At 63.3% G+C, this 20,319-nt stretch carries 19 protein-coding genes and 1 tRNA gene; 10 read left to right on the forward strand and 10 right to left on the reverse strand.

Going from position 1 to position 20,319, the window contains the following annotated elements:
• Positions 1 to 7: 7 nt before the first annotated feature.
• Together G7076_RS07295 and G7076_RS07300 are read right to left on the reverse strand one after the other, a co-directional pair.
• On the reverse strand, positions 8 to 595 hold the full coding sequence (locus G7076_RS07295; RefSeq protein WP_240913738.1) for a TIGR00730 family Rossman fold protein: 588 nt from the start codon (positions 593 to 595) through the stop codon (positions 8 to 10).
• Positions 582 to 1,568 (reverse strand): adenosine kinase, encoded by a 987-nt coding sequence (locus G7076_RS07300; RefSeq protein WP_166201654.1) that lies wholly within the window; start codon positions 1,566 to 1,568, stop codon positions 582 to 584. Before G7076_RS07300 ends, G7076_RS07295 begins: the two co-directional genes overlap by 14 nt.
• A 166-nt stretch (positions 1,569 to 1,734) precedes the next feature.
• On the opposite strand from G7076_RS07300, the gene G7076_RS07305 reads away from it, so the two are divergent.
• The 3 genes from G7076_RS07305 to G7076_RS07315 all read left to right on the forward strand — a co-directional run bounded on the left by G7076_RS07305 (position 1,735) and on the right by G7076_RS07315 (position 5,389).
• The gene (locus G7076_RS07305) at positions 1,735 to 2,313 is read left to right on the forward strand and encodes a queuosine precursor transporter (RefSeq protein WP_166201656.1); all 579 of its coding nucleotides are present in this window, start codon (positions 1,735 to 1,737) and stop codon (positions 2,311 to 2,313) included.
• 197 nt (positions 2,314 to 2,510) lie between these two features.
• Positions 2,511 to 5,210 (forward strand): TonB-dependent receptor, encoded by a 2,700-nt coding sequence (locus G7076_RS07310; RefSeq protein WP_166201658.1) that lies wholly within the window; start codon positions 2,511 to 2,513, stop codon positions 5,208 to 5,210.
• A 105-nt stretch (positions 5,211 to 5,315) separates the two neighbouring features.
• Positions 5,316 to 5,389: transfer RNA gene (locus G7076_RS07315), tRNA-Gly, on the forward strand.
• Between the two features lie 39 nt (positions 5,390 to 5,428).
• Here the strand turns inward: G7076_RS07315 and G7076_RS07320 are convergent.
• Positions 5,429 to 6,187, reverse strand: coding sequence for a molybdopterin-binding protein (locus G7076_RS07320; protein ID WP_166201660.1), 759 nt, complete (start codon positions 6,185 to 6,187; stop codon positions 5,429 to 5,431).
• 87 nt (positions 6,188 to 6,274) lie between these two features.
• Between G7076_RS07320 and G7076_RS07325 the strand changes: the two genes are divergently transcribed.
• Together G7076_RS07325 and map are read left to right on the forward strand one after the other, a co-directional pair.
• Entirely contained in the window at positions 6,275 to 7,327 is a 1,053-nt protein-coding gene (locus G7076_RS07325; protein ID WP_166201662.1) for a DUF5694 domain-containing protein, read from the forward strand.
• Between the two features lie 25 nt (positions 7,328 to 7,352).
• Positions 7,353 to 8,180 (forward strand): type I methionyl aminopeptidase, encoded by an 828-nt coding sequence (gene map / locus G7076_RS07330; protein ID WP_166201664.1) that lies wholly within the window; start codon positions 7,353 to 7,355, stop codon positions 8,178 to 8,180.
• A 9-nt stretch (positions 8,181 to 8,189) separates the two neighbouring features.
• Here the strand turns inward: map and G7076_RS07335 are convergent, their stop codons facing one another.
• Positions 8,190 to 8,924 carry a phosphocholine cytidylyltransferase family protein gene (locus G7076_RS07335; RefSeq protein WP_166201666.1) on the reverse strand — a complete coding sequence of 245 codons (735 nt, stop codon included), beginning with the start codon at positions 8,922 to 8,924 and terminating at the stop codon, positions 8,190 to 8,192.
• Between the two features lie 59 nt (positions 8,925 to 8,983).
• Between G7076_RS07335 and G7076_RS07340 the strand changes: the two genes are divergently transcribed.
• The 4 genes from G7076_RS07340 (at position 8,984) to G7076_RS07355 (ending at position 12,080) form a co-directional block, all read left to right on the forward strand.
• Positions 8,984 to 9,322: a P-II family nitrogen regulator gene (locus G7076_RS07340; protein WP_166201668.1), complete on the forward strand. Its 339-nt coding sequence runs from the start codon at positions 8,984 to 8,986 to the stop codon at positions 9,320 to 9,322.
• A 9-nt stretch (positions 9,323 to 9,331) separates the two neighbouring features.
• Positions 9,332 to 9,544, forward strand: coding sequence for a helix-turn-helix domain-containing protein (locus G7076_RS07345; protein WP_240913739.1), 213 nt, complete (start codon positions 9,332 to 9,334; stop codon positions 9,542 to 9,544).
• A 112-nt stretch (positions 9,545 to 9,656) separates the two neighbouring features.
• Positions 9,657 to 11,069, forward strand: a complete 1,413-nt coding sequence (gene glnA / locus G7076_RS07350; protein ID WP_166201670.1) for a type I glutamate--ammonia ligase — start codon at positions 9,657 to 9,659, stop codon at positions 11,067 to 11,069.
• A gap of 87 nt (positions 11,070 to 11,156) precedes the next feature.
• A complete protein-coding gene (locus G7076_RS07355; RefSeq protein WP_166201672.1) occupies positions 11,157 to 12,080 on the forward strand; it encodes a PilZ domain-containing protein in 924 nt (307 codons plus the stop codon).
• Here G7076_RS07355 and G7076_RS07360 read toward each other — a convergent pair.
• From G7076_RS07360 to G7076_RS07385, 6 genes are all read right to left on the reverse strand, one after another.
• Positions 12,046 to 13,491: a hypothetical protein gene (locus G7076_RS07360; protein ID WP_166201673.1), complete on the reverse strand. Its 1,446-nt coding sequence runs from the start codon at positions 13,489 to 13,491 to the stop codon at positions 12,046 to 12,048. The genes G7076_RS07355 and G7076_RS07360 overlap by 35 nt on opposite strands.
• Positions 13,492 to 13,932 (reverse strand): translocation/assembly module TamB domain-containing protein, encoded by a 441-nt coding sequence (locus G7076_RS12685; protein WP_166201675.1) that lies wholly within the window; start codon positions 13,930 to 13,932, stop codon positions 13,492 to 13,494.
• Complete coding sequence (locus G7076_RS12690) at positions 13,901 to 16,162, reverse strand: translocation/assembly module TamB domain-containing protein (protein ID WP_277343928.1); 2,262 nt, start codon at positions 16,160 to 16,162, stop codon at positions 13,901 to 13,903. The genes G7076_RS12685 and G7076_RS12690 overlap by 32 nt, the downstream gene beginning before the upstream one ends.
• 14 nt (positions 16,163 to 16,176) lie before the next feature.
• Entirely contained in the window at positions 16,177 to 17,670 is a 1,494-nt protein-coding gene (locus tag G7076_RS07375) for a hypothetical protein (RefSeq protein ID WP_166201679.1), read from the reverse strand.
• A 1-nt stretch (position 17,671) separates the two neighbouring features.
• Positions 17,672 to 19,669, reverse strand: a complete 1,998-nt coding sequence (locus tag G7076_RS07380) for a BamA/TamA family outer membrane protein (RefSeq protein WP_166201681.1) — start codon at positions 19,667 to 19,669, stop codon at positions 17,672 to 17,674.
• Between the two features lie 62 nt (positions 19,670 to 19,731).
• Positions 19,732 to 19,941 carry a hypothetical protein gene (locus tag G7076_RS07385; protein ID WP_166201683.1) on the reverse strand — a complete coding sequence of 70 codons (210 nt, stop codon included), beginning with the start codon at positions 19,939 to 19,941 and terminating at the stop codon, positions 19,732 to 19,734.
• A gap of 76 nt (positions 19,942 to 20,017) precedes the next feature.
• On the opposite strand from G7076_RS07385, the gene G7076_RS07390 reads away from it, so the two are divergent.
• Positions 20,018 to 20,224, forward strand: coding sequence for a hypothetical protein (locus G7076_RS07390; RefSeq protein WP_166201685.1), 207 nt, complete (start codon positions 20,018 to 20,020; stop codon positions 20,222 to 20,224).
• The last annotated feature ends 95 nt before the right edge of the window (positions 20,225 to 20,319 follow it).

Here is a 20,319-nt window from a genome sequence, read left to right on the forward strand (position 1 = left end):
GGGCGATTTACCAGACGATACCTTGGTTAGCGCTGGCGGCGGCTTCGTCCAGCATTTTGATTGCCTCAGCTGGTGTGTCGGCAACGAGCAATTGCTCGCGTCGCGCTGGGCTCAAGAATCCGGCATCGCGAACATGGTCCATGAAGTCGGCGAACGGGCTCCAGAAATCGCCGACGTTCAGCAGGCAGAACGGCTTCGAGTGGTAGCCGAGCGCGTTCCACGTCCAGGCCTCGAACAATTCGTCGAGCGTGCCGATGCCCCCGGGCAGACAGAGGAATCCGTCGGCAAGCTCCGTGAACTTGGCTTTCCGCTCATGCATCGTCGTCACCTGGTAAAGCTCGGTGAGGCCAAGATGCGCGACCTCCTGCTCGACCAGCGCGTGCGGGATGACTCCATAGGCCTGGCCACCGGCTTCAAGGACGGTGTCGGCCATGATTCCCATCAGCCCAAGACGCCCGCCGCCGTAGACCAGATCGATTTTCCGGCGCGCCAGTTCCAGCGCCAGCTCACGCGCCGTATCCGCGAACATTTCGTCGCTGCCCGGGCCGAGCCGCAATAGACCGCGATCCGTTTCAATGTGGTCATAGCCGAACAAGCGCTTTCAAATCCGCCTCCGGCCTCGCGCCGAAGTGCGATATGATCTCCGCTGCCGCCGTTGCACCCGTATGCAGGCATCGCGCAAGGTCGTGTCTGCGCGCTCTCGCCGCGAGAAAGCCGGCGGCGAACAGGTCGCCGGCGCCGGTCGTGTCGACGACCCGCTCAACCGGTGCCGCCGGGACCTCGACCCCCTCGCCATCGGCAAAGGCGATCGCGCCATGCTCCCCGCGAGTCACAACCAGGCACGGCACCTTGTCGGCGACGCTCGCGATCGCCTGCCCCAACGATTGGTCGCCCGTGAGTTGCATCAATTCCAGCTCGTTGGCGAAAAGCAGGTCAATTCCGCGGTCGCGGATCATCTGGCTGAATGTCTCCCGCCGGCCCGGCATGCAGACGCTTTCGGACAGCGTAAATGCAATCTCGCGGTTCGCGGCATGTGCGGTCTCGATCGCCTTGAGCATCGCAGCCCGCGGCTTTTCCGGTCCCCACAAATAGCCTTCCAGGAACAGGATCGCGCTATTGGCGATCTTGTCCGAATCCAGCGCGTCCGGAGTCAGCTCGTGACTTGCGCCGGGGCATGTGTTCATCGTCCGGTGGGCATCGGGCGTGACGAGAATCAGGCAACGGCCGGTCGGTTTCGAGCCGTTGGCAAGCGGAGGCGTATCGTAGTCGACCCCGAGCGCGGTCATATCGTGGCGAAAAATGGTGCCAAGCTGGTCGTCGGCGACCTGGCCGATGAAGGCGGCGCGGCCACCCATCGCGGCGATGCCGGCCATAGAGTTGGCAGCCGATCCGCCGCTGGTTTCCTGTGCCGTTCCCATCGCTGCATAAAGCCTGTCCGCGGCGTCGGTATCGAGCAGCTGCATCGATCCCTTGGGCAAATCGTGCTCGGCCAGGAAGGCGTCGTCGCAAGTGGCGATGACGTCGACGATCGCATCGCCAATGGCAACGATATCATATTGAGAATCCATGGTTGGCGGGCGCTAGCGGTGGCGTCGGGGCCGGTCAATAAAAGGCTTGCGGGCGCGAAACGAGGCATTACCCATTCGCGGCCATGAGCACTGAACCCAATCCCTAGCACGCGCGCCCTGGCCGCTGACCCCGTCGCTTTTTGCCTTCGCCATTTTCTATGGCGGGATGGTGTGCATCGCCGGGGTTCTCGGCAACAAGCAGGTGGCGCTCGGGCCGCTGGCGGTCGAAGCGGGAATCTTCGCCTTCCTGTTGCTGGTGGTCACATCGAGCGCGGTGGCCGAGCTTCACGGACGCGAGACCGCGAACCGCCTTGTCCTGTGGGGTTTCGTGCCCCTGCTGATGTCACTCGGATTGACGCTGCTGGTGCTCGCCGTTCCGGCGGCCAAGGAAATGGATCCTGCTCGCCTTGGCGCGTTCGAGACCATGATGCTCGCGACGCCGCGAATCTGGCTCGCGGGGATCGTCGCCTACGGCATTTCGACCCTGCTCAACGTGACGATTTTCGCAAAGCTCAAAGGCCGCGAAGGCTCGCGGCTGCTGTGGTTCCGCTCGGCCGTCGCGAGCGTACTCAGCCAGGTGGTGGACACCCTGCTGTTCATATCGATCGCTTTCTATGGCGTGTTTCCGATCGCCGACCTGCTGCTCGGCCAGATGCTGGCCAAGGTCGTGCTTTCGATCGTCATGGTGCCGCCACTCATCTACCTCATGGTGGCAATCGGGAGGCGGCTTGATTCTCGGGCCTAGCTGACACTCTTGTAATCAAACGTATTTCCTGCTGTAGGCCCGCGCGAGTCGGCGCGGCGGGTCACCCGTGGCCTCCGCGCAACGTTCTCGAAAAATCGTCGCAAGGCCATTCGTGGTCCGTAATCCAAGTGTCGCAATGCCGGTATAGCTGCGTTGCGAATCGCAATTCGTCGCACCACCCGTGGGGGGTTATCACCGTGAAAAAACTCATTCTTCTCAGCTCGGCTTCGCTTATCTTTCCTGCCGCCGCTTTCGCCCAGTCGGCCGGCACCCAGGATTTCGAAGAAGAAGAAATCATCGTCACCGGAACGCGCGTTCAGGAGGTCGGCGGCATCCAGGCGCCTGACACCTCGAAGGCCAAGGCGGTCATCACGCAGGAGTATCTGGCTCGCCAGAATCCGGGCCAGACCGTCCTCGACTCGATCAACACCGTCCCGGGCGTCAGCTTCCAGAACAATGACGCTTATGGCTCTTCGGGCGGCACGCTCAGCATTCGCGGCTTCGATAGCTCGCGCATCAGCCTCACCTTCGACGGCATCCCGCTGAACGATTCGGGCAACTATGCGATCTATTCCAACCAGCAGATCGACCCCGAGCTGATCGACCAGGTCAACGTCAACCTCGGCACGACCGACGTCGACTCGCCGACCGCATCGGCCGTCGGTGGCACAGTCAACCTGCGTACCCGCCTCCCTTCGAAGGAATTCGGCGCCCGCGTTGTCGGCTCGCTCGGCGAGTATGACTTCCGCCGCATCTTCGGGGTTGTCGACACCGGCGAGATCGGCCCGTGGGGCACCCGCGCTTTCTTCGCCGTATCGACCGCCAAGAACGACAACCCGTTCAATAACTACGGCAAGGTCGACAAGCAGCAGTATAACGGCAAGATCTACCAGCCGATCGGCACCAACGGCGACTTCGTTTCGGTCAGCGGCCACTACAACCAGAACCGCAATAACTTCTTCGGTTCGGTCCGCCTTCGCCAGGACCTGACCCAGAGCGGTACGAACGGCAATCCGCGCAGCGTCCCGGATCGCTTCCCGAACAGCAAGAGCGACCGCGAATATGACATCAACTATCCGTGCACGATCGACCAGCCTCAAAACGGCATCCCCGATGAGCCGGGTTCCAACACCTGCGGCAACGAATTCGATCGGCGCTACAACCCGTCGAACACGGGCAACATCAAGGGCACGTCGCGCTTCACGTTAAGCGACGCCCTGACCCTGACGGTCGAGCCGAGCTATCAGTATGTGAAGGCCAATGGCGGCGGCACCACGACCATCCGCGAATATGGCTACGACATTTTCGATGAGAACGGCTCGGCTTCCGGCGGTCGTGACAACTGCTCGACGACCTCCGGTCCGAATGTCATCTGTGTTCCCGGCTATTATGGCGGCTCGCCTTACGCCGGCGGAGTCGACATCAACGGTGACGGCGACCTGCTTGACCAGGTTCGCGTGATCGCTCCGAGCCAGACTCGCACGCATCGCTTCGGCGTCATCAGCGGCCTTCGCTGGGACATCAATGACGATCACACGATGCGCTTCACCTACACCTTCGATCACGCCAACCACCGCCAGACCGGCCAAGTTGGACTCCTCGCGAACAATGGCGAACCGCTCGACGTCTTCCCGGTCAACGATCCCGTTAACGACGTGAACGGCGTGGCCCTCCAGAAGCGCGACCGCCAGTCCTATGCCATCCTTCACCAGCCGTCGGCTGAGTGGCGCGGTGAGTTCTTCGACGACACGTTGACCGCAACCGTCGGCCTGCGCATGCCGTTCTTCACCCGCAAACTCGACAATAATTGCTTCACCAGCTCGGCATCAAACTCGTCGGGTGCATTCGTCGAATGCTCTGGCGGCAATGCGGCGATCGACGCGATCATCGCGGCCCGCAATCCCTATGTCGTCAATCCGACCACCGGCGCCATCAGCGGCTTCGCTCCACCGCAGAAGCGGACCCTGAAGTATGACGAGCCGCTGCCGAACATCGGCTTCGTCTACGACATTACGCCGGCGGTCAGCATCTTCGGCAATTACGCGCGCGGCCTGTCGGTCCCTTCGACCGACAACCTCTATGCGTCCTTCTACTTCCCGGAAGGCTCGGACGCGGCCAAGCCGAAGCCGGAAACAACCGACAGCTTCGATCTGGGCGCCCGTTATCGCAGCTCCAAGATCCAGGCCCAGGTCGGCGTCTGGAAGACCAATTTCAAGAATCGCCAGGCGGTCAGCTTCGATCCGGAAGCGAACACCACGGTGTTCCGCAACCTCGGCGCGGTCGACAAGTGGGGTATCGACGGTTCGGTGGCTTGGTCGCCGTTCCGCCAGTTGACGCTTTACACCTTCGCGTCGTGGAACGATTCGGAGATCAAGGAGAACATCCAGGTGGGCTCGCTGCCGACTGGTGTTACCTGCGACAACATCGATCAGGATACACCGCAAGCCCTTCGCAGCTGCGCTTTCACCGCCGGCAAGCGTGAGGGCGGTGCGCCGAAGTATAACTGGGGCTTCTCGGCCCTGAGCAGCCTCGGCCCAATCGATCTCGGAATTACGGCCAAGAAGACCGGCCCGCGTTACATCTATGACAATAACGCGCCGATGTTCCGTGGCGACGTCGACTTGACGGGCCCTTCCGGACCTCAGCGCATCTACGGTGCGACGGCTCCGTCCTACTGGCTGATCAACCTCGACGCCCGTTACAACTTCCGCATCCGCGGGCTCAAGGAAACCTACTTCCAGCTGAACGTCTACAACCTGTTCGACGAGGTCTACGTCGGCGGGTTCAGCTCAAACCTCAACCAGACGGTCAACTCCTCGGGCGTCTACGACAACGCTCCGTTCGCCCAGATCGGCGCTCCGCGCACCATCTCGGGCACCCTCAGCATCGCTTACTAAGACGCTGGGACAGTCAAGGAAGACGGCGTCGCCCCCGGGCGGCGCCGTTTTCTTAAGGGCGAATTGATTTTGCGAAAAGTGCGTGGCAATTCCGCGCTCGCCCGAGCGGGCGTAGCTCAATGGTAGAGCAGAAGCTTCCCAAGCTTACGACGAGGGTTCGATTCCCTTCGCCCGCTCCAAGCTTCCGAAGGTCCAGCTAAACCAGCAGATCTTGGGGGCTACATCCCGCCGTCAACGGGGTCGTATCCAAGCTCCGCCAGTTTCTCGGCAAGCAACCCGGCAGCGGACCGCGCCAGCTCCTCATCTTCGCTTCTGACGACGAAATTGCTTCCGCCGCGCCCGTCCTTGAAAAACGGATAGGAGCCGATCGAGATTCCGTCGGACGCGCGCTCGACGTCGCGAAGCATCGCGGCGACCTCGCTCTCCGGAGCCAGTGCGCCGACGGTCACGGACACCAACGGACGCCCGCCTTCGAGCTTTCCGGTCAATCCTTCCAGCATGCCCGCCGTCACCCATGGAATGCCGGCCATGATGTAGACATTGCCGATCTTGATGCCCGGCGCTTTCGAAACAGGATTGTCGATCAGCTCCGCCCCTTCCGGGACCCGGGCCATTGCCAGCCGGCCTTCGTTGAGCCCGCCGCGGGTCGCGTAATAATCCTCCAGAAGCCGCCGCGCTTCGGGGTGGATGACCACCGGCAAGCCGAAAGCGGCAGCGATGGCGTCCACGGTGATGTCGTCATGCGTCGGGCCGATGCCGCCCGTCGTGAAGCAATAGTCGTAAGCGGTCCGCATGGCGTTCACCGCTTCGACGATGGCCTCCTCCACGTCCCCGACAACCCGCACCTCGCGAAGGCGGATTCCCTGGACGTTAAGCCAGGAACCAATCTGCGCAACATTCTTGTCTTGCGTTCGTCCAGAAAGGATTTCATCGCCGATCACAACAAGGCCGGCGGTCCAGATGCGCGTCTCGGTCATGGCATCGTTGTAGCGCTCGCCTCCTCCGGGTCGAGAGGATTTGCATCGGCGCCGCCACTGTATTAGTCATACAATACAGGAGGCCTCATGAAGTACATTGCCATGGCTGCGGGGCTGGCGTTGTCTGCCCCCTCGCTCGCTCAGTCGCCACTTGGGCAACATGCTCCGGTGGCAGGCGCCCGATCTCAGGTGATGACCCTTGCGAGCACGCATCTCTCTGAACACAAGGAGTGGACCGCGCACATGCTCGAGCCCTTGCTCGCCAAGCTCGCGTCGTTCCGCCCGACGATCATCACCCACGAGGGCGTGTCGGGCGAGCAGTGCGAGGCGATGCGCGCATTTCCGGACCTGTATGCGGACGCTTATGAGCAATATTGCTGGGACCCATCGCTGATCCGGCAAAAAACGCGCCTGGCCGTCCCGGAAGCGCTGCGCACGGTTCGCGAAACACTCGACGCCTGGCCAGACAATCCTTCGCCAGCCGAGCGAAGGCGCCTGGCCATGCTGTTCCTGGCAGCCGGCGACCGCACATCGGCCAAGGTCCAATGGCTTCGGCTCGAGCCGGTCGAGCGGGTCGCCAAGGACGGCCTAGATGACTCGATGGTCGAAATTCTTGAGCGGAAAGGAAAGGCCCTCAACGAAAGCTATGATGTCGCAGCGATCCTTGCCGCCCGACTCGGCCTAGAAAGAGTTTACGGCGTTGACGACCATACCAGCGACGGCGCGCTTGCTCATGAAGGCAAGGACTTCGAAGATGCGATGTCCGCGCATTTCACAGCGGCCCGGGCTTCACCCTTGCTGGCTGCCCACAAGGCCCGTGAGAGCCGCATCAAGGATGGCGCCGAGATGCTCTCTTATTATCGGGAAATGAATGCCCCCGGCGCTCAGAACGCGCAGATTCGTGGGGATTTCGGTGAAGCAATGGCCCAGCAAAGCCCGGGTACGCCGGCGCGGCGTTATGTCGGCTGGTGGGACGTCCGCAACCTCCGAATGGCGGCCAATGTTCGTTCGGTTTTCGCTGCGAAGCCCGGAGCCAGGGTCCTGAACATCGTCGGGGCCAGTCATAAGCCCTGGTACGATGCGCTGATGGGAATGATGGCCGACGTAGAGGTCGTCGATGCGAGCGCGGTTTTGCGATGACGCGCGACATGCCTATATGGATGCAATGACCAATTACGTACAAGTTGCGCCCGGCGATCGCGCCGAATATCGCGATGGGACGATCAAGCTCCACGGGCCCGAAGGGTTCGAAGGAATGCGGAAAGCCGGTCGCTTGGCGGCCGATATACTGGACGCGCTGGTTCCGCACGTCGTTCCCGGAGTTACGACGCAGGAACTCGATGACATCGTTTACCGCATGACGGTTGATGCAGGCGGAGTGCCCGCAACGCTCGGCTATCGCGGCTATACCAAGAGCTGCTGCATCTCGATCAATCATGTCGTCTGTCATGGGATTCCCAGCGAAAAGCCGCTGAAGGACGGTGACATCGTCAATATCGACGTCACTCCGACGCTCGACGGCTGGCACGGCGACACCAGCCGCATGTTCCTGGTCGGCGATGTGCCGCTGAAGGCGCGGCGGCTGGTCGAGGTAACCTATGAATGCCTCATGCTTGGGTTGGAACAGGCGAAGCCCGGCAATCGGCTCGGCGATGTCGCCCACGCGATCCAGAGCCATGCGGAGAAGCATCGCTATGGCGTCGTCCGCGATTTCTGCGGGCATGGCCTCGGCAAGCTGTTCCACGACTCGCCGGAGGTGATCCATGCCGGCCGTCCGGGAACCGGCGTCGAGCTGAAGCCGGGAATGTTCTTCACGGTCGAACCGATGATCAATCTCGGCAAGCCGGACTGCAAAATTCTCGAAGATGGCTGGACGGCGGTCACACGCGACCGGTCGCTGTCCGCCCAGTTCGAGCACTCGATCGGCATCACTGAAGACGGCTGCGAGATTTTCACCAAGAGCCCAAAAGGTTTCGACGCGCCGCCTTACTAGGCGTCTGTCTTACCAGCTCGCCACCAACTGCTCCGCGCGGGCGACGTCCTGGGGGAAGTCGACCTCGCCCCATTCCTCGCCATTGATGTCGAGCGTCCAGATCTCGCCCTCCTGCGCCATGTAGTGGATCACTCGCAGGTACCAGACGGTGGTGCCCTCCGCGGTCCGCATCTCGCGTTCGATCGCCTCGGCGAATCGCTCCGCGCCGCCATTCCGGAACGCCAATAATCCGATCGATTCGGCATTGACGCCCGACGAAATACGCTTTCCGATCGCCTGAAGCCGGCCTGAGCCCTCGTCGCGGACGACCTTCATGTCGTCATCATCATAGCCGTCCTTGCGGTCGACGGTGACGCAGATGCCCGATTGCTGGTTGGCGATAACTTTCGCCATCAGGCTGTTGGAGACGAGCGTGTCGCCGTTCCACACTAGGCAGTCGCCTTTCAGCTCCTCGCGGACGAGATAGAGGGAGCCCAGATTGTCGGCGACCTTGAAGAAGGGGTTGAAGACCGTCCGGACGTTCGGGCCATCTCCTGCCGCCCGGCGCCGCTCCAGCGCCCGCTCGATCTGATCGTCGCGGAAGCCGGTGACGACCACCGATTCGGTAATCCCATTGGCGGCCAGTGTGTCGAGCTGGCGGTCGAGCAACGTCCGACCGGCGAACGCGATGAGGCACTTAGGCCGGTCGTCGGTCAGGTGGCCGAGGCGGGAGCCCTGCCCTGCAGAAAGGATGATCGCTTTCATCGGCTGACCCTCAAGCCGTCAATTGCGGCAGCGTTGCGGCAGGACTAACGTCTCGCCCCATGAAAAAGATCGAGGCCGTCATCAAGCCGTTCAAGCTAGACGACGTGAAAGATGCGTTACACGACGCCGGGGTCAGCGGAATGACGGTCAGCGAAGTGAAGGGATTCGGCAGGCAGAAGGGTCATACCGAGCTCTATCGCGGCGCCGAATATGTCGTCGACTTCATCCCCAAGGTAAAGATCGAGCTCGTCGTCGAGGACGATCAGGTCCATCGCGCCGTCGAAGCGATCGAGAATGCGGCCCGAACGGGAAGAATCGGCGACGGCAAGATATTCGTCCTGCCAATTGAGGAGGCGGTCCGGATTCGCACCGGCGATCGCGGCGTCGACGCCATATAGACCCGGCAGTTGGACCAGGACCCCCGCCTCGCTTCCATGTCGCCGGATGAGCTGAAGCGGCTCATGCGGACGCTCGGTTACCGGACGCAGGGCGACCTTGCCACCGCAATAGGGGTGTCGCGCTCGACGGTAAGCTTATGGCTGGAAGGCAAGGTCGGCGTACCGCGGCCTGTCGCGATGCTCTTGCGAATGCTGGTGCAGGCCCAGCGCCGGGCATTCTAGACCACGGTTTCTGGTCAAATATTCACGCTCGTCTTTCCCGAATCGGGCTGGTCTGGGATGCGTCCGGCGAAGCCGCGGCGAACGCGGCCGATTCCTCTATCGGGAGCGGGACATGGCGAGCGCGGCAGCGAAAATCCTCAAGATCATCGACGAACAGGAAATCGAGTGGGTGGATCTCCGCTTCACCGATCCCAAGGGCAAGTGGCAGCATCTTGGGATGGTCGCCTCCGCCCTCGACGAGGACCAGCTGACCGACGGCCTGATGTTCGACGGTTCGTCGATCGCCGGATGGAAGGCGATCAACGAGAGCGACATGATCCTGAAGCCGGACCTTGAGTCGAGCTACGTGGATCCGTTCAGCGCCACGCCGATGCTGATCCTGTTCTGCAACATTGTCGACCCGGCTACCGGCGAACTTTACGGCCGCGACCCGCGCTCGACCGCGACCCGCGCCGAGGCCTATCTCAAGGCGAGTGGTGTCGGCGACACGCTCTACGTCGGCCCGGAAGCCGAATTTTTCATGTTCGACGATGTCCGCTTCGAGGACGGCTATGCCGCCTCGTCATTCCGGCTCGACGACGTCGAACTGCCGCACAACAGCGGGCGCGAGTATGAAGGCGGCAACCTTGCCCACCGGCCGCGCGCCAAGGGCGGCTACTTCCCGGTGGCGCCAATCGACAGCGCGGGCGACATCCGCAGCGAAATGGTCTCGACCATGCTGGAGATGGGCCTGCCCTGCGACAAGCACCATCACGAGGTAGCGCCAGCGCAGCACGAACTCGGCCTAACCTACGGCACGCTAACGCAGACGGCGGACCGCATGCAGATCTACAAATATGTCGTGCACATGGTCGCCCAGGCCTACGGGAAGACGGCGACGTTCATGCCCAAGCCGATCGCCAAGGACAACGGCAGCGGAATGCACGTGCACATGTCGATCTGGAAGGGCGGCAAGCCCCTCTTCGCGGGCAACGGCTATGCCGGCTTAAGCGAAATGGCGCTGTATTTCATTGGCGGGGTCATCAAGCATGCCCGCGCGCTCAACGCCTTCACCAATCCATCCACCAACAGCTACAAAAGGCTGGTTCCAGGCTTCGAAGCTCCGGTCCTCCTCGCTTATTCGAGCCGCAACCGCTCCGCTTCCTGCCGCATCCCCTACGGCACCGGCGACAAGTCGAAGCGAATCGAGTTCCGCTTCCCGGACCCGCTGGCCAATCCGTACCTTGCCTACTCGGCGATGATGATGGCCGGCCTTGATGGCATTCAGAACCGCATCCATCCCGGCGAGGCGATGGACAAGAATCTCTACGACCTGCCGCCCGCCGAGTTGGTCAATGTGCCGACCGTGTGCGGAAGCCTGCGAGAGGCGCTGATCGCGCTGGACCAGGACCGCGCGTTCCTCACCAAGGGCGACGTGTTCAGCGACGACCAGATCGACGCTTACATGGAGCTGAAGTGGGAAGAGGTCATGCGACTGGAGATGACCCCGAGCCCGGTCGAGTTCGACATGTATTATTCCGGCTAAGGGCGGACCGTTAACCAACCCGGGTTAGCTGTTTCGTAACCCTCGCCTGCGCAAAATAGGCGCGACATGTCATGCGAGGTCCGATCGATGAACAGCTTTCGCGCCGCGATCGAAGGCGGAGGCGGCTTTTCGCCTAGTGGTCCGTCCATGCCCGAAAAGCGTCCTTCCGGCGCGTCGGAGGAAGCTGGTCTGGGATCCGTTCCCGTCCCACGTTCGACCAAGCGCTCGGCCGATCATCGCGACGGGGATCGCCACCGGCTCTCCAGCGAGCAGGCAGAGCTGCTGGTGCGGGGTAAGAAGCGCACTGTCGAACTCGTGAACCTGTCGGGCGGCGGGGCAATGATTGCGACCGATGCTGATTTGCAGATGTGGCAGAAGGTCCACTTGGTCCTGGGCGGCGAATTCAAGATCGAATGCGCTGTGCGGTGGATTCGGGGCGGGCGGATAGGGCTCGAATTCGCACACGAGACGCAGATCGAAGGTGCCTCCACGAAGCGCGACAGCATGCTTCTCGATGTTCTCAGGCGATCCTTCCCCGACATCAAGTCGGCACCGGCCGCGCCCATCACGGATAGCTCGCAGCCCAAGGGGGCGCTCAGTGTCGAAAGTCAAAAGCGCGAGGCCCAACGCCATCCGCTGATCTGGTCGGGCGAGATCCATTACAACCACGACAGCGAACGAGTCCGCCTGCGCAACATTTCAGAGAGCGGCGCATTGGTCGAAAGCCCGAGAAGCTTTCCGATCGGTGCCGAGATCTTGCTCGATCTTGGCAATGCAGGGCAGCATTTCGCCAAAATCAGCTGGTCTCATGGCGACCAGATCGGCGTGAAGTTCGATCGCGCGTTCGATATCGGCCTGCTCTCCCGCAGCAGGCCCCAGGTGGCCGACCATCGCTGGGCGCGCCCGGAATATCTCCGCTCGCCCAAGGAGGCAGCGGATGCCTGGAACGACTGGAATCATTCGCCCCTTAGCGAAATCAAGGAATCGCTCGAGGGCTTCCTGAAGCGCTAGGGATGTCGATTCGGCGGTGGATGATCGCCACCGGGTCCGAGTGAATGCGAATCCAACGCGGATCGCGGTCGAGATTTGCAATCAGCTTGTCGTAGCGCGGCGGCAGAATCGACCATCCAAGGTCATAGCGGGTGATCGCGTCGCCGAGGGCAGCGCGATCGCCATCGACCATGCGCTGATAAGCGATCATGAATGCATCGCCGTAAAAGTCCGACCGCCCGTCGATGAACACCTTCATTCCCTGAAAGATCATGGGACCGCCGAAGCCGTAGCCGTTGAGCATGGGCTTATCGCGGAGGTCGGCGGGTATGGCCGCGATTGCGGATCGCGGGTTCGCGCCATTCTCCGCAGGTTCGAGCGGGTTGGCCGCCCGGAACAGGGCCAGTGCGGCAATGGCGAAGGCTGTGCCGCCGATCGCAAGCCGGCGCTCGGATCCGGCGAATAGCGGAGGGCGAAGACTTTCCCGGATAAGCGAGCGCGGGACGATCATCGCCGCCGCGATCGCGAGCATGGCCTGATGGCGCATTTGGTGAAGCGCCATGGCGAGGAGAACGAGTAGAAGAAACGCAATCAGTGGCCGAATTCGAAAGCCCCGCCAGAGCAGAATGAGGATAGTCGCCGCGAGCGCCACGAAGAAGAAGGGCGTGCGCGCCGGATCGCTCGGTCGCCACTCGACGATCAGCGGCAGCGTTTCGAGCTTTGAGACCGTCAAGGGATGGACGAAACCGTCGAGCCCGTTGGGCGTGATCATCGCCCCGGCGGTCGCGAGAATCCCGAACAGAAGCCAGGCCCTGACCACCGGCCAATGCCAGCGCCGCTCCAGACAATGATCGAGGGCGACAAATCCCGCGATTACGATGCCCAGCGCCCAGCTGCCGTGCAAGTTCGCCCAGGGGACGACCAACAGGGCTGCCGCAAGCGGCGGCGCTGTGTCCGCATCACGTGCGCGGAGCAGGATCGCGATCCAGCCGGCTAGCAATGGCCAAGCCAGCAGGTGCGGGCGCGCGAGCATCATAGGGATGAGCGCAAGGTCCATCAGCACGACTGTCGCCGCGATCCCCCACGGCCCGACATGACGCCGCCCTTGGGCTACGACGATCAGATGCAGTGCGACGATCGCCGCAGATGCCAGAGCCGCAACGCCGCCGAAGCCGGCCAGGCGGTACGCGGCGCCATAGAGCAATTGCGACATCCACTCGAACGTCACCCACTTCGCGCCCGGAAAGGTGAACGAAAACGGGTCCGCGACGGGCAACGCGCCGTGATCAAGAATCCATTGCCCCGCCGCGATGTGCCATCTCACGTCGCCGTCGTTGAAGATCAGCAGCGAGCTGCCGAGGATGAACGGCAGGACGATACCGAAAATCGCGAGCAGGAGGATTTCCGCCCGTCTACTTTCCCCCTGCATCAATTAATAATCCTTCGAAATCCGCACGTTGGCGCTCGTCCTGCCAATCGTTGAAATCGTCGAAAGGAGGGAGAGCCAGCGGGTGACCTGATATTCCACCCGGGTGGCGGAATAGCCCTGACCGTCGGTGATGACTTCGACGTACAGCTTGCGACCGATATATTTCCCGGCGGAGATCGCGGTCCGCTGTCCGGTAGCGACATCCGCCGGGACGATCCTCAAGCGGTCGAGGCCGACTGCACGCCGAACGGCGTTTATGGGGTCGAGGCCTCCCGATCCGGACTGGAGGGAAGCGACCGCCGCAGCGAGCTGCACCGCCTCCGGCGGCGAGAGATTGGTAATGGAGGTGCCGAACAGAATGCGCGACAGCAATTCGTCCTGCGGCAATTGCGGAACGCTGGAGAACGTAATCTCAGGCTTGAGGCCGGTCCCTCGAACGAGCACGGCCGCATCCAGCCCTGGACCTGCGCCTCGGCGCGAATGTCGAGCAGGGGATCGGGGGGCTTTCCCCGCGGAATCGGATGATTCCGCGTTCCAGGCGGAAGCCGCGCCCGGCAAATTCGTAATTTCCGCGAACGAGGTCAGCTCGCCCAGTCAGCCGCGGCGCGGAGACGTTACCGCCGATCGTCACGTCGGTCGTCCAGCGGCTGTCGATACCGAGCCCGCGGACAGTCAGTTCGCCATCGACTTTCAGGCTGAGATTCCAGGGTGCGAGCTGGCGAATCTCGATGATCTCGTCCTCATCGCGACCGACATGGCGGACCTTCAGTTGCGGTACGCCCGAAGCCCCGGTCGCCTGCCCGAGCGTGAACCGGCCGCGTTCGAGTTTGAGCTGGCCGGAAATATTGCCGCCGGCGCCATCCGAGCGAATGCGGATCGGCCCGGTCACCGTGGCCGCAAGATCGTCGCGGCCAAGCAGTTCGGCGTTGGTGACATTGAAATCGAGATCGAATGACGGGGAGCCGCCCGAGAAGTCTATGGCCCCGGAACCGCTTACGGTTCCGCCAGCCGGAGTTCGGCCGCCGATCCGGTCGATGATCAGGCGCGATCCGCCGAAACGGCCGGACGTTGCCACATTCTGCAGGACCATGCCGGTTACCGCGCTCTCGATCCTTGCACTCTCACTGCGGATCGAACCGCGGATTGTCGGATCGACCAGACGTCCCCGGATATCGGCCCCGACCGCGATTGGACCGCTGAGATCGAACACCTCGACCCCAGAAAGCCGCCACAGGGTGTCCGCAGGGCCGGCGTAGCGAACCTGCAGAAACATTGGGGCGTTCATCAGCTCGGCAATGATCGGCCCGCTTCCGAGCGGCGCGAAGCGGGCCTGGGCACGCCCGATGGTATTGCCATCGCTAACCGCCACCGCGCGCATCGCCGCCTTGCCATTCTCAAGCACCGCCGCGAGGCCAAGGTCAATCGGTTTGGATGAGAGAACGAGGCCGGAGCGACTGAGCCCCCGAACGCGGAGGTCGGCTCGGCCGCTGGGCCGTCCGCCGGAACCGTGCCACTGATAATCCAGTCGGCCGGTGGCAATTCCACTGAGCCCCAGCCCGGGCCAACCGATGTCGAGCAACTGCAGCGGCATCGATTGCAACTGGGCGTGGATTTCAGGATTGTCCCCGGTCCGCCCGGAAAGGGTCCCTCGCCCGCCGCCGAACCGAACACGGGTCGGCGCCACCTGCCATCCGCCGGGCACGGCCGTAAACACGGCCGGGCTTTCAAGCGTGAGCGCGCGCCGGTCGATTTGGCCGCGGCCCGTGATGCTAATCCGGTCGGGCGTGACGTCGGCGAGCCCGACAAGCTCGAACGTCCGCCCGCTCCGCCCGGCGACGGCGGCTCGGACCTGGCCGCTGCCGTTGACCAGCCTGCCGCTCGCCGTGAGCCGGGCAATGTCGACCGCACCATAGGCAAGGCCACGCGCGATCACCGTTCCGTCCAGGGTGGTCCGGCCCTCAGCTAGGACTATCGTGCCGTCGAGCTTGCCGGAACGCACAGCGATTTCCGTCGCGCCTGGGATTCTCGCACCGCTCGCGGCCAGATGGGCTTCAATGGCCTGTGCGTCATCGACGGGCCGGAAGCCGAGCGTGCCCTGCAGCCCGCCGCCCGCCAGCCGGAGCGTTCCAAGGAATCCGCCAGGTTCCGAGCGCAGATCGCCTTTCGCGGTCGTCCCTGCCACCTCAAGGGCGGCGATCGAGATGACCGTCGGCGCGCCGCGCGGAAGGAGGACCCTTCCGTCCGAAGTGAACGGACCGAGCCGCGACGAGCCGCTAGCCGTATAGGCATAGCCTTCTGTGATCGGGTCGAGCACCAGCCGCATCGCACGGATGTCCATCGCCTCGTTCGGGCGGTCGAGCAGCAGCTCGACACGGGGACGCTCGATCCGCCCGTCGAGCACCATCCTCAGCGGACCATATTTCGCCTGCCGACCCGTCGCTTCGATACGGAATGTGCCGTCGCGACGCCGGATTCCGGACCCCGACAGACGCAGGGCAGGCGAATTGAGCTGCAGGTTCGTAAAGCGCAGGATTCCGTCGGGCAGACGTTCGAGATCGGTGGTCAGGTGCGGTAGCCCGCGTGTCAGGTCGCGGAAGAAGGCATTGTCGAGCCTCCGCACCCAGGCTTCGGCCTTGCCGACGACGCGCGCCTTGCCGCCCGGCCCGGGAATCACCCGCAAGTCCGTCTTTACATCGACGATCCCGAGGCCCGGTATCTGATATCTCGTGAGTCCCCCGAAATCAGGAAGGTGAAGTCGCCGTTCCGGAGGTTGATAAGCAACGAAACATTACCGCTGAGCTTGTCGCTGGAGAGTTTAAGCTTGTCGCCGCGAACGAGGTCCTTGGAGACAAGCAGCAACCCTTCGATGCGGACATTGGCAAGGATCGCGCCAGCGACATCGCCGACCCCGGTTACCGCGCGCGCCGACAGCCGAAGCGGGACGCGAACCGGCCACGGCGACCCGCGTCCCCTTCCCTCGGCCCGGACGTCGACGAACCCGACATTGTCGAACTTCACCCCCGGCGACGTGAGGCGATAGGAGTAGTCGGCCGTTCCGAACGCCCCATCGAGAGTTGCGACCAGCCGGATGTTTCGACCCGTCATGTTCTTGAACAGGTCGGGCGGACGGATGAGATCGGCTCCGATCCGGACATCGCGATAGCGGTTGCGCCCTAAATCGAGAATGCCGCGAGCGACCGCGCGAAGGGCCGGTGAGCGGAGCCTTATCTCTCCGTCGAGCAGCCGGTCCTTTAAGGTCGCCGCGCCGCGAACATTGATAACTGGCGAGGTCAGCCGGAGCAGCCGCCCCTTGAAGAAGTCCTGCGGCGCAATCCGGCCGCCAAGGCGATAGCGACCTTTGTCCGCCGCCAGCGCCAGCGAAACCCGGCGCTTTCCGCCAAGATCCATCATCGCCCGCCCGCGCCAGCGTTTCCAGCTTCCGTCCCCTTCGATCGAAAGTGCGATCGGAAGCTTCTTGCCGAGGATCGCCGGGAGCAGGCCATCGGCGGGCGCGTTGATCCTCGCGTCGAGGTCGAAGCGGTCGCGGTCGGGCTCCGCATCGAGCAGGAGCCGGAACCTGTCGCCGCCTTTCAGTCCACCGTCCAGGCGGACCATTGCGCGGCCATTGCGAACATCCGCCGACCCGATCACGGCGCCGACCCGCGACTTTCCAGTCACCTCCCTGCCCAGTTCGAGACGCCGGATTGCCAGCTTGCCGATATGGATGTCGAAGCCCGGAAGGATTGGTCCGGTCCGCCCAGTCGGGCGGAACTTGGGAAGCCGGCGAAGCGTCACCCGGTCGGACTCCAGCCGGTCGATGTGAAGCCGGTTGCCGAGCCACGCTCCCGGGGCCCAGTCCAAACGGATTTCGGGTGAGGTCAGGAAGATTCCCTGCGCATCGGAAACGCGCACGTTCTTCAGTCGCGACTCGCCGAATACGGAACCGTCGATGCGGCCAATCTCGATCTTCAGTCCGGACCGCATCTCGAGGTTGGCAATTCGGTCGACGAGCCAACGGTGACCCGGGGCCGTGTCGAGGGCGACGAGCCCAAGACCGATCAGCATCAGCAACGCGAGGAGCAGCACTGCAAGCTCGGTGGCGAGGCGCTTCGCCCAATGCCTCTTCAATCGGACCTTGCGGACATCGCCCCCTGGTTGCTCGAAGAGGGCTTTTTCGGCCACGTCAGAATGCCTGGCCAAGGGAGACCGTCACCGCGATCCGGCTGTCGCCGTTCTGGCGGTTGAGCGGCGTGCCGACATCGATCCGGATCGGGCCGAAGCTCGAATAATAGCGGAGACCGATGCCCGCACCGAACTGCCAGTCCTTGAAGCTCGGCAGGCTGCTCGTCGTCAGCGAACCGCCGTCGAGAAACGGAACGACCCCGAGATTGCCGCCCAGGGCTTTCAGTCGGAAGCGCCCCTCGAGGCTGAACTCGGCAAGGCTGCGGCCGCCGATCGGATCGTTGTCGATGTCGCGGGGTCCCAGTTGCTGGTAGCCGTATCCGCGCACCGATCCGCCCCCGCCCGCATAAAAACGCCGCGAGGGAGCAATGGAGTCGCGGTCCGCACCGATTATGGTGCCGAGCCTAACCCGGCCGGCTGCGACCGCGCGCTCCGAGAACGGAAAATAGGCGCTCGCATCGACCTGGGCGCGGGTATAGCCGAACGTTCCGCCCTGGAGGCTGAGTTCCGGGCTGATCCGGCCGCCGAGGCGGAAGCCACGAGTGGGGTTCAGTAGGTCGTCGCTTCCGTCATAGGCCAGGCTGGCCGGGACCGCGCCAATGAAAAAGGTTCGCTCCCTTTCCTCGCCCGTCGCCTCGATCGTGTCGCGCTCCTCCGACGCAATGAGTTCGCCGCCAAGGCTCCACGTCCATTTCTTCTGCCAGATGAAGTTGCTCTGCCGCTCGATCCCGCCCGACAGGCTGAATGTCTTGGCCTCAAAGGCGTCGCGATCGACATGGCTTGCCAGGATCTGCGCGTTGAGGACCTGGTCGCGCCGCTTGAAATTGTTGCGGCGGAAGGAAACGGCGCCCAGCTGTTCCTGCGTGCCGGCAACTGCGCGGACCGTAACTGCGCCTTCGGGATTGAAGAAATTGCGGTGCTGCCAGCTTGCCTCGGCGCGGACACCCTCGCCGGTGCCGTAGCCCAGCTCGCCGGCAACGGTCCGCATCGGCGCCGGCTCCAGCTTCACTTCGATATCGGCCACCCGCCCGGCGTCGCGAGGAACGACCTTCGCCTCGACCGAAGCGACCAGCCCGGTAGCGACAAGGGCGCGGCGAAGGTCGTCGACGTCCGATTGCTCGAACAGGTCGCCTTGCTTGAAGCGGGCGATACGCCAGACATGTCGGGCTGAAAACGGCGGCTGGCCGCTCACTCGTATCTCGCCGAAATGCGCGACCGGCCCGGGCTGGACTGGCAGGACGAGTTTCGCCGTCGCATTCACATGATCGACGACGATGTCCTGCTCCCCGATCTCGGCGGTGGCGAACCCCTGCTCGCCGAGCGCAACCTTGAGGGCTATTCCGGCAGCGATGACCTGACTCGCGATGACCGGGTCACCGGGCTTAACAGCGAAAGCTTCCCGCAACGTCCCGGCATCGCCGCCAGCTTCGGCCAAGCCCGGGAATTCCACAGTCTCGAAGCGAAAGCGTGGCCCCGGAGTCGCGCGCAGCTCAACCGCAATTCGATCGCCGTTGCGGTCGATCTCGGTTTCGACCTCGGCATCATAATAGCCTTGCGCTTGGAGCAGGCTCGTCAGCAGATCTGCGTCGGCGCGTGCGCGTCGGTCGATCTGCGCCGTGTTGGCCGGTTCATCGTCGTCCGCTTCAAGCGCGGAACGAGCATGGAAGGCCTTTAGAAAGTCTTCGGTCGATGCCTCGCCGAGCCCGGTCAGGATCACGCCGTAACGGCGCGCCGCAACATTGTCCTCGATCGCTTCCGACCGGTCCTCGCCACTTGGTTCGGCCTGATCATCGACCGGCTCCAGAACCGGGTCGGGCGTGTTCATGTCCGGCCAGTCGACCCCCAGGTCGGGCATCGGGTCCAGCGGTGCTGACGGATCGAGCAGCGTCGGATCCTCCTGGTCGGCCGGCTGAGTAGAAGCAGGCCAGCTCATAGCCACACCACACAGGGCGAGCGCCACGAGGCGCCCCGCCGCGCCATGTCTTCCCCGGATCGACATGGCTCCAGCCTAGCTAGCGCGTTGAAGGGTGACTAGGGCCGGACGCCTTAAAACCGGCAATGCTAGTGGATGGAGCCGGCGACCTCGTTCGAGGCGAGCAGCGCCGAAAACCGCTCGATCTGCCGCCAATGGCAAAAATCAAGGACATTTTCCCGGTCACGGCTGGCATTGGCCCGCTCGGCGGCGACTGCCGGTGCGTCCTCCCCATGCTCGTCGAGGAGAACCATCGCGTCCTCAAATGCGGCGCGTCCGGAAAGGAAATAGGAGGGCATGCACCTCGCTTTATACTGCAGGTGGTTTCCGCCGCCCGCAGAAACGGCGTCAACGCCGCGTCAACCATGACAGCCGGTGGAATCGTCGACCGCCATCTGGCATGAGCCGGACATGGCCAACCATTCCCCAGCCGCTGGCGGCTTCTTCCTGATCGCGCCAATTGTCGCCGGTTTCGTCTACGGACTAACCACCGGGGAGGCGATGGCCTGGACCTTTATCGGCCTGATTGTGGGGCTCGCCCTCGCGCTTATCGTCTGGCTGGTCGAGCGGCGCCGAAGCTAGGCCACCTTGCGTCCGGCCCAGATGACGCTGCCGATGCAGTGGATCGTCTCGAGCGCGCAATCCGGCCAATCGGGATAGGCGGGATTGTCGGATTG

The sequence above is a fragment of the Sphingomonas sp. HDW15A genome (assembly GCF_011301715.1).
GTDB lineage: Bacteria > Pseudomonadota > Alphaproteobacteria > Sphingomonadales > Sphingomonadaceae > Sphingomicrobium.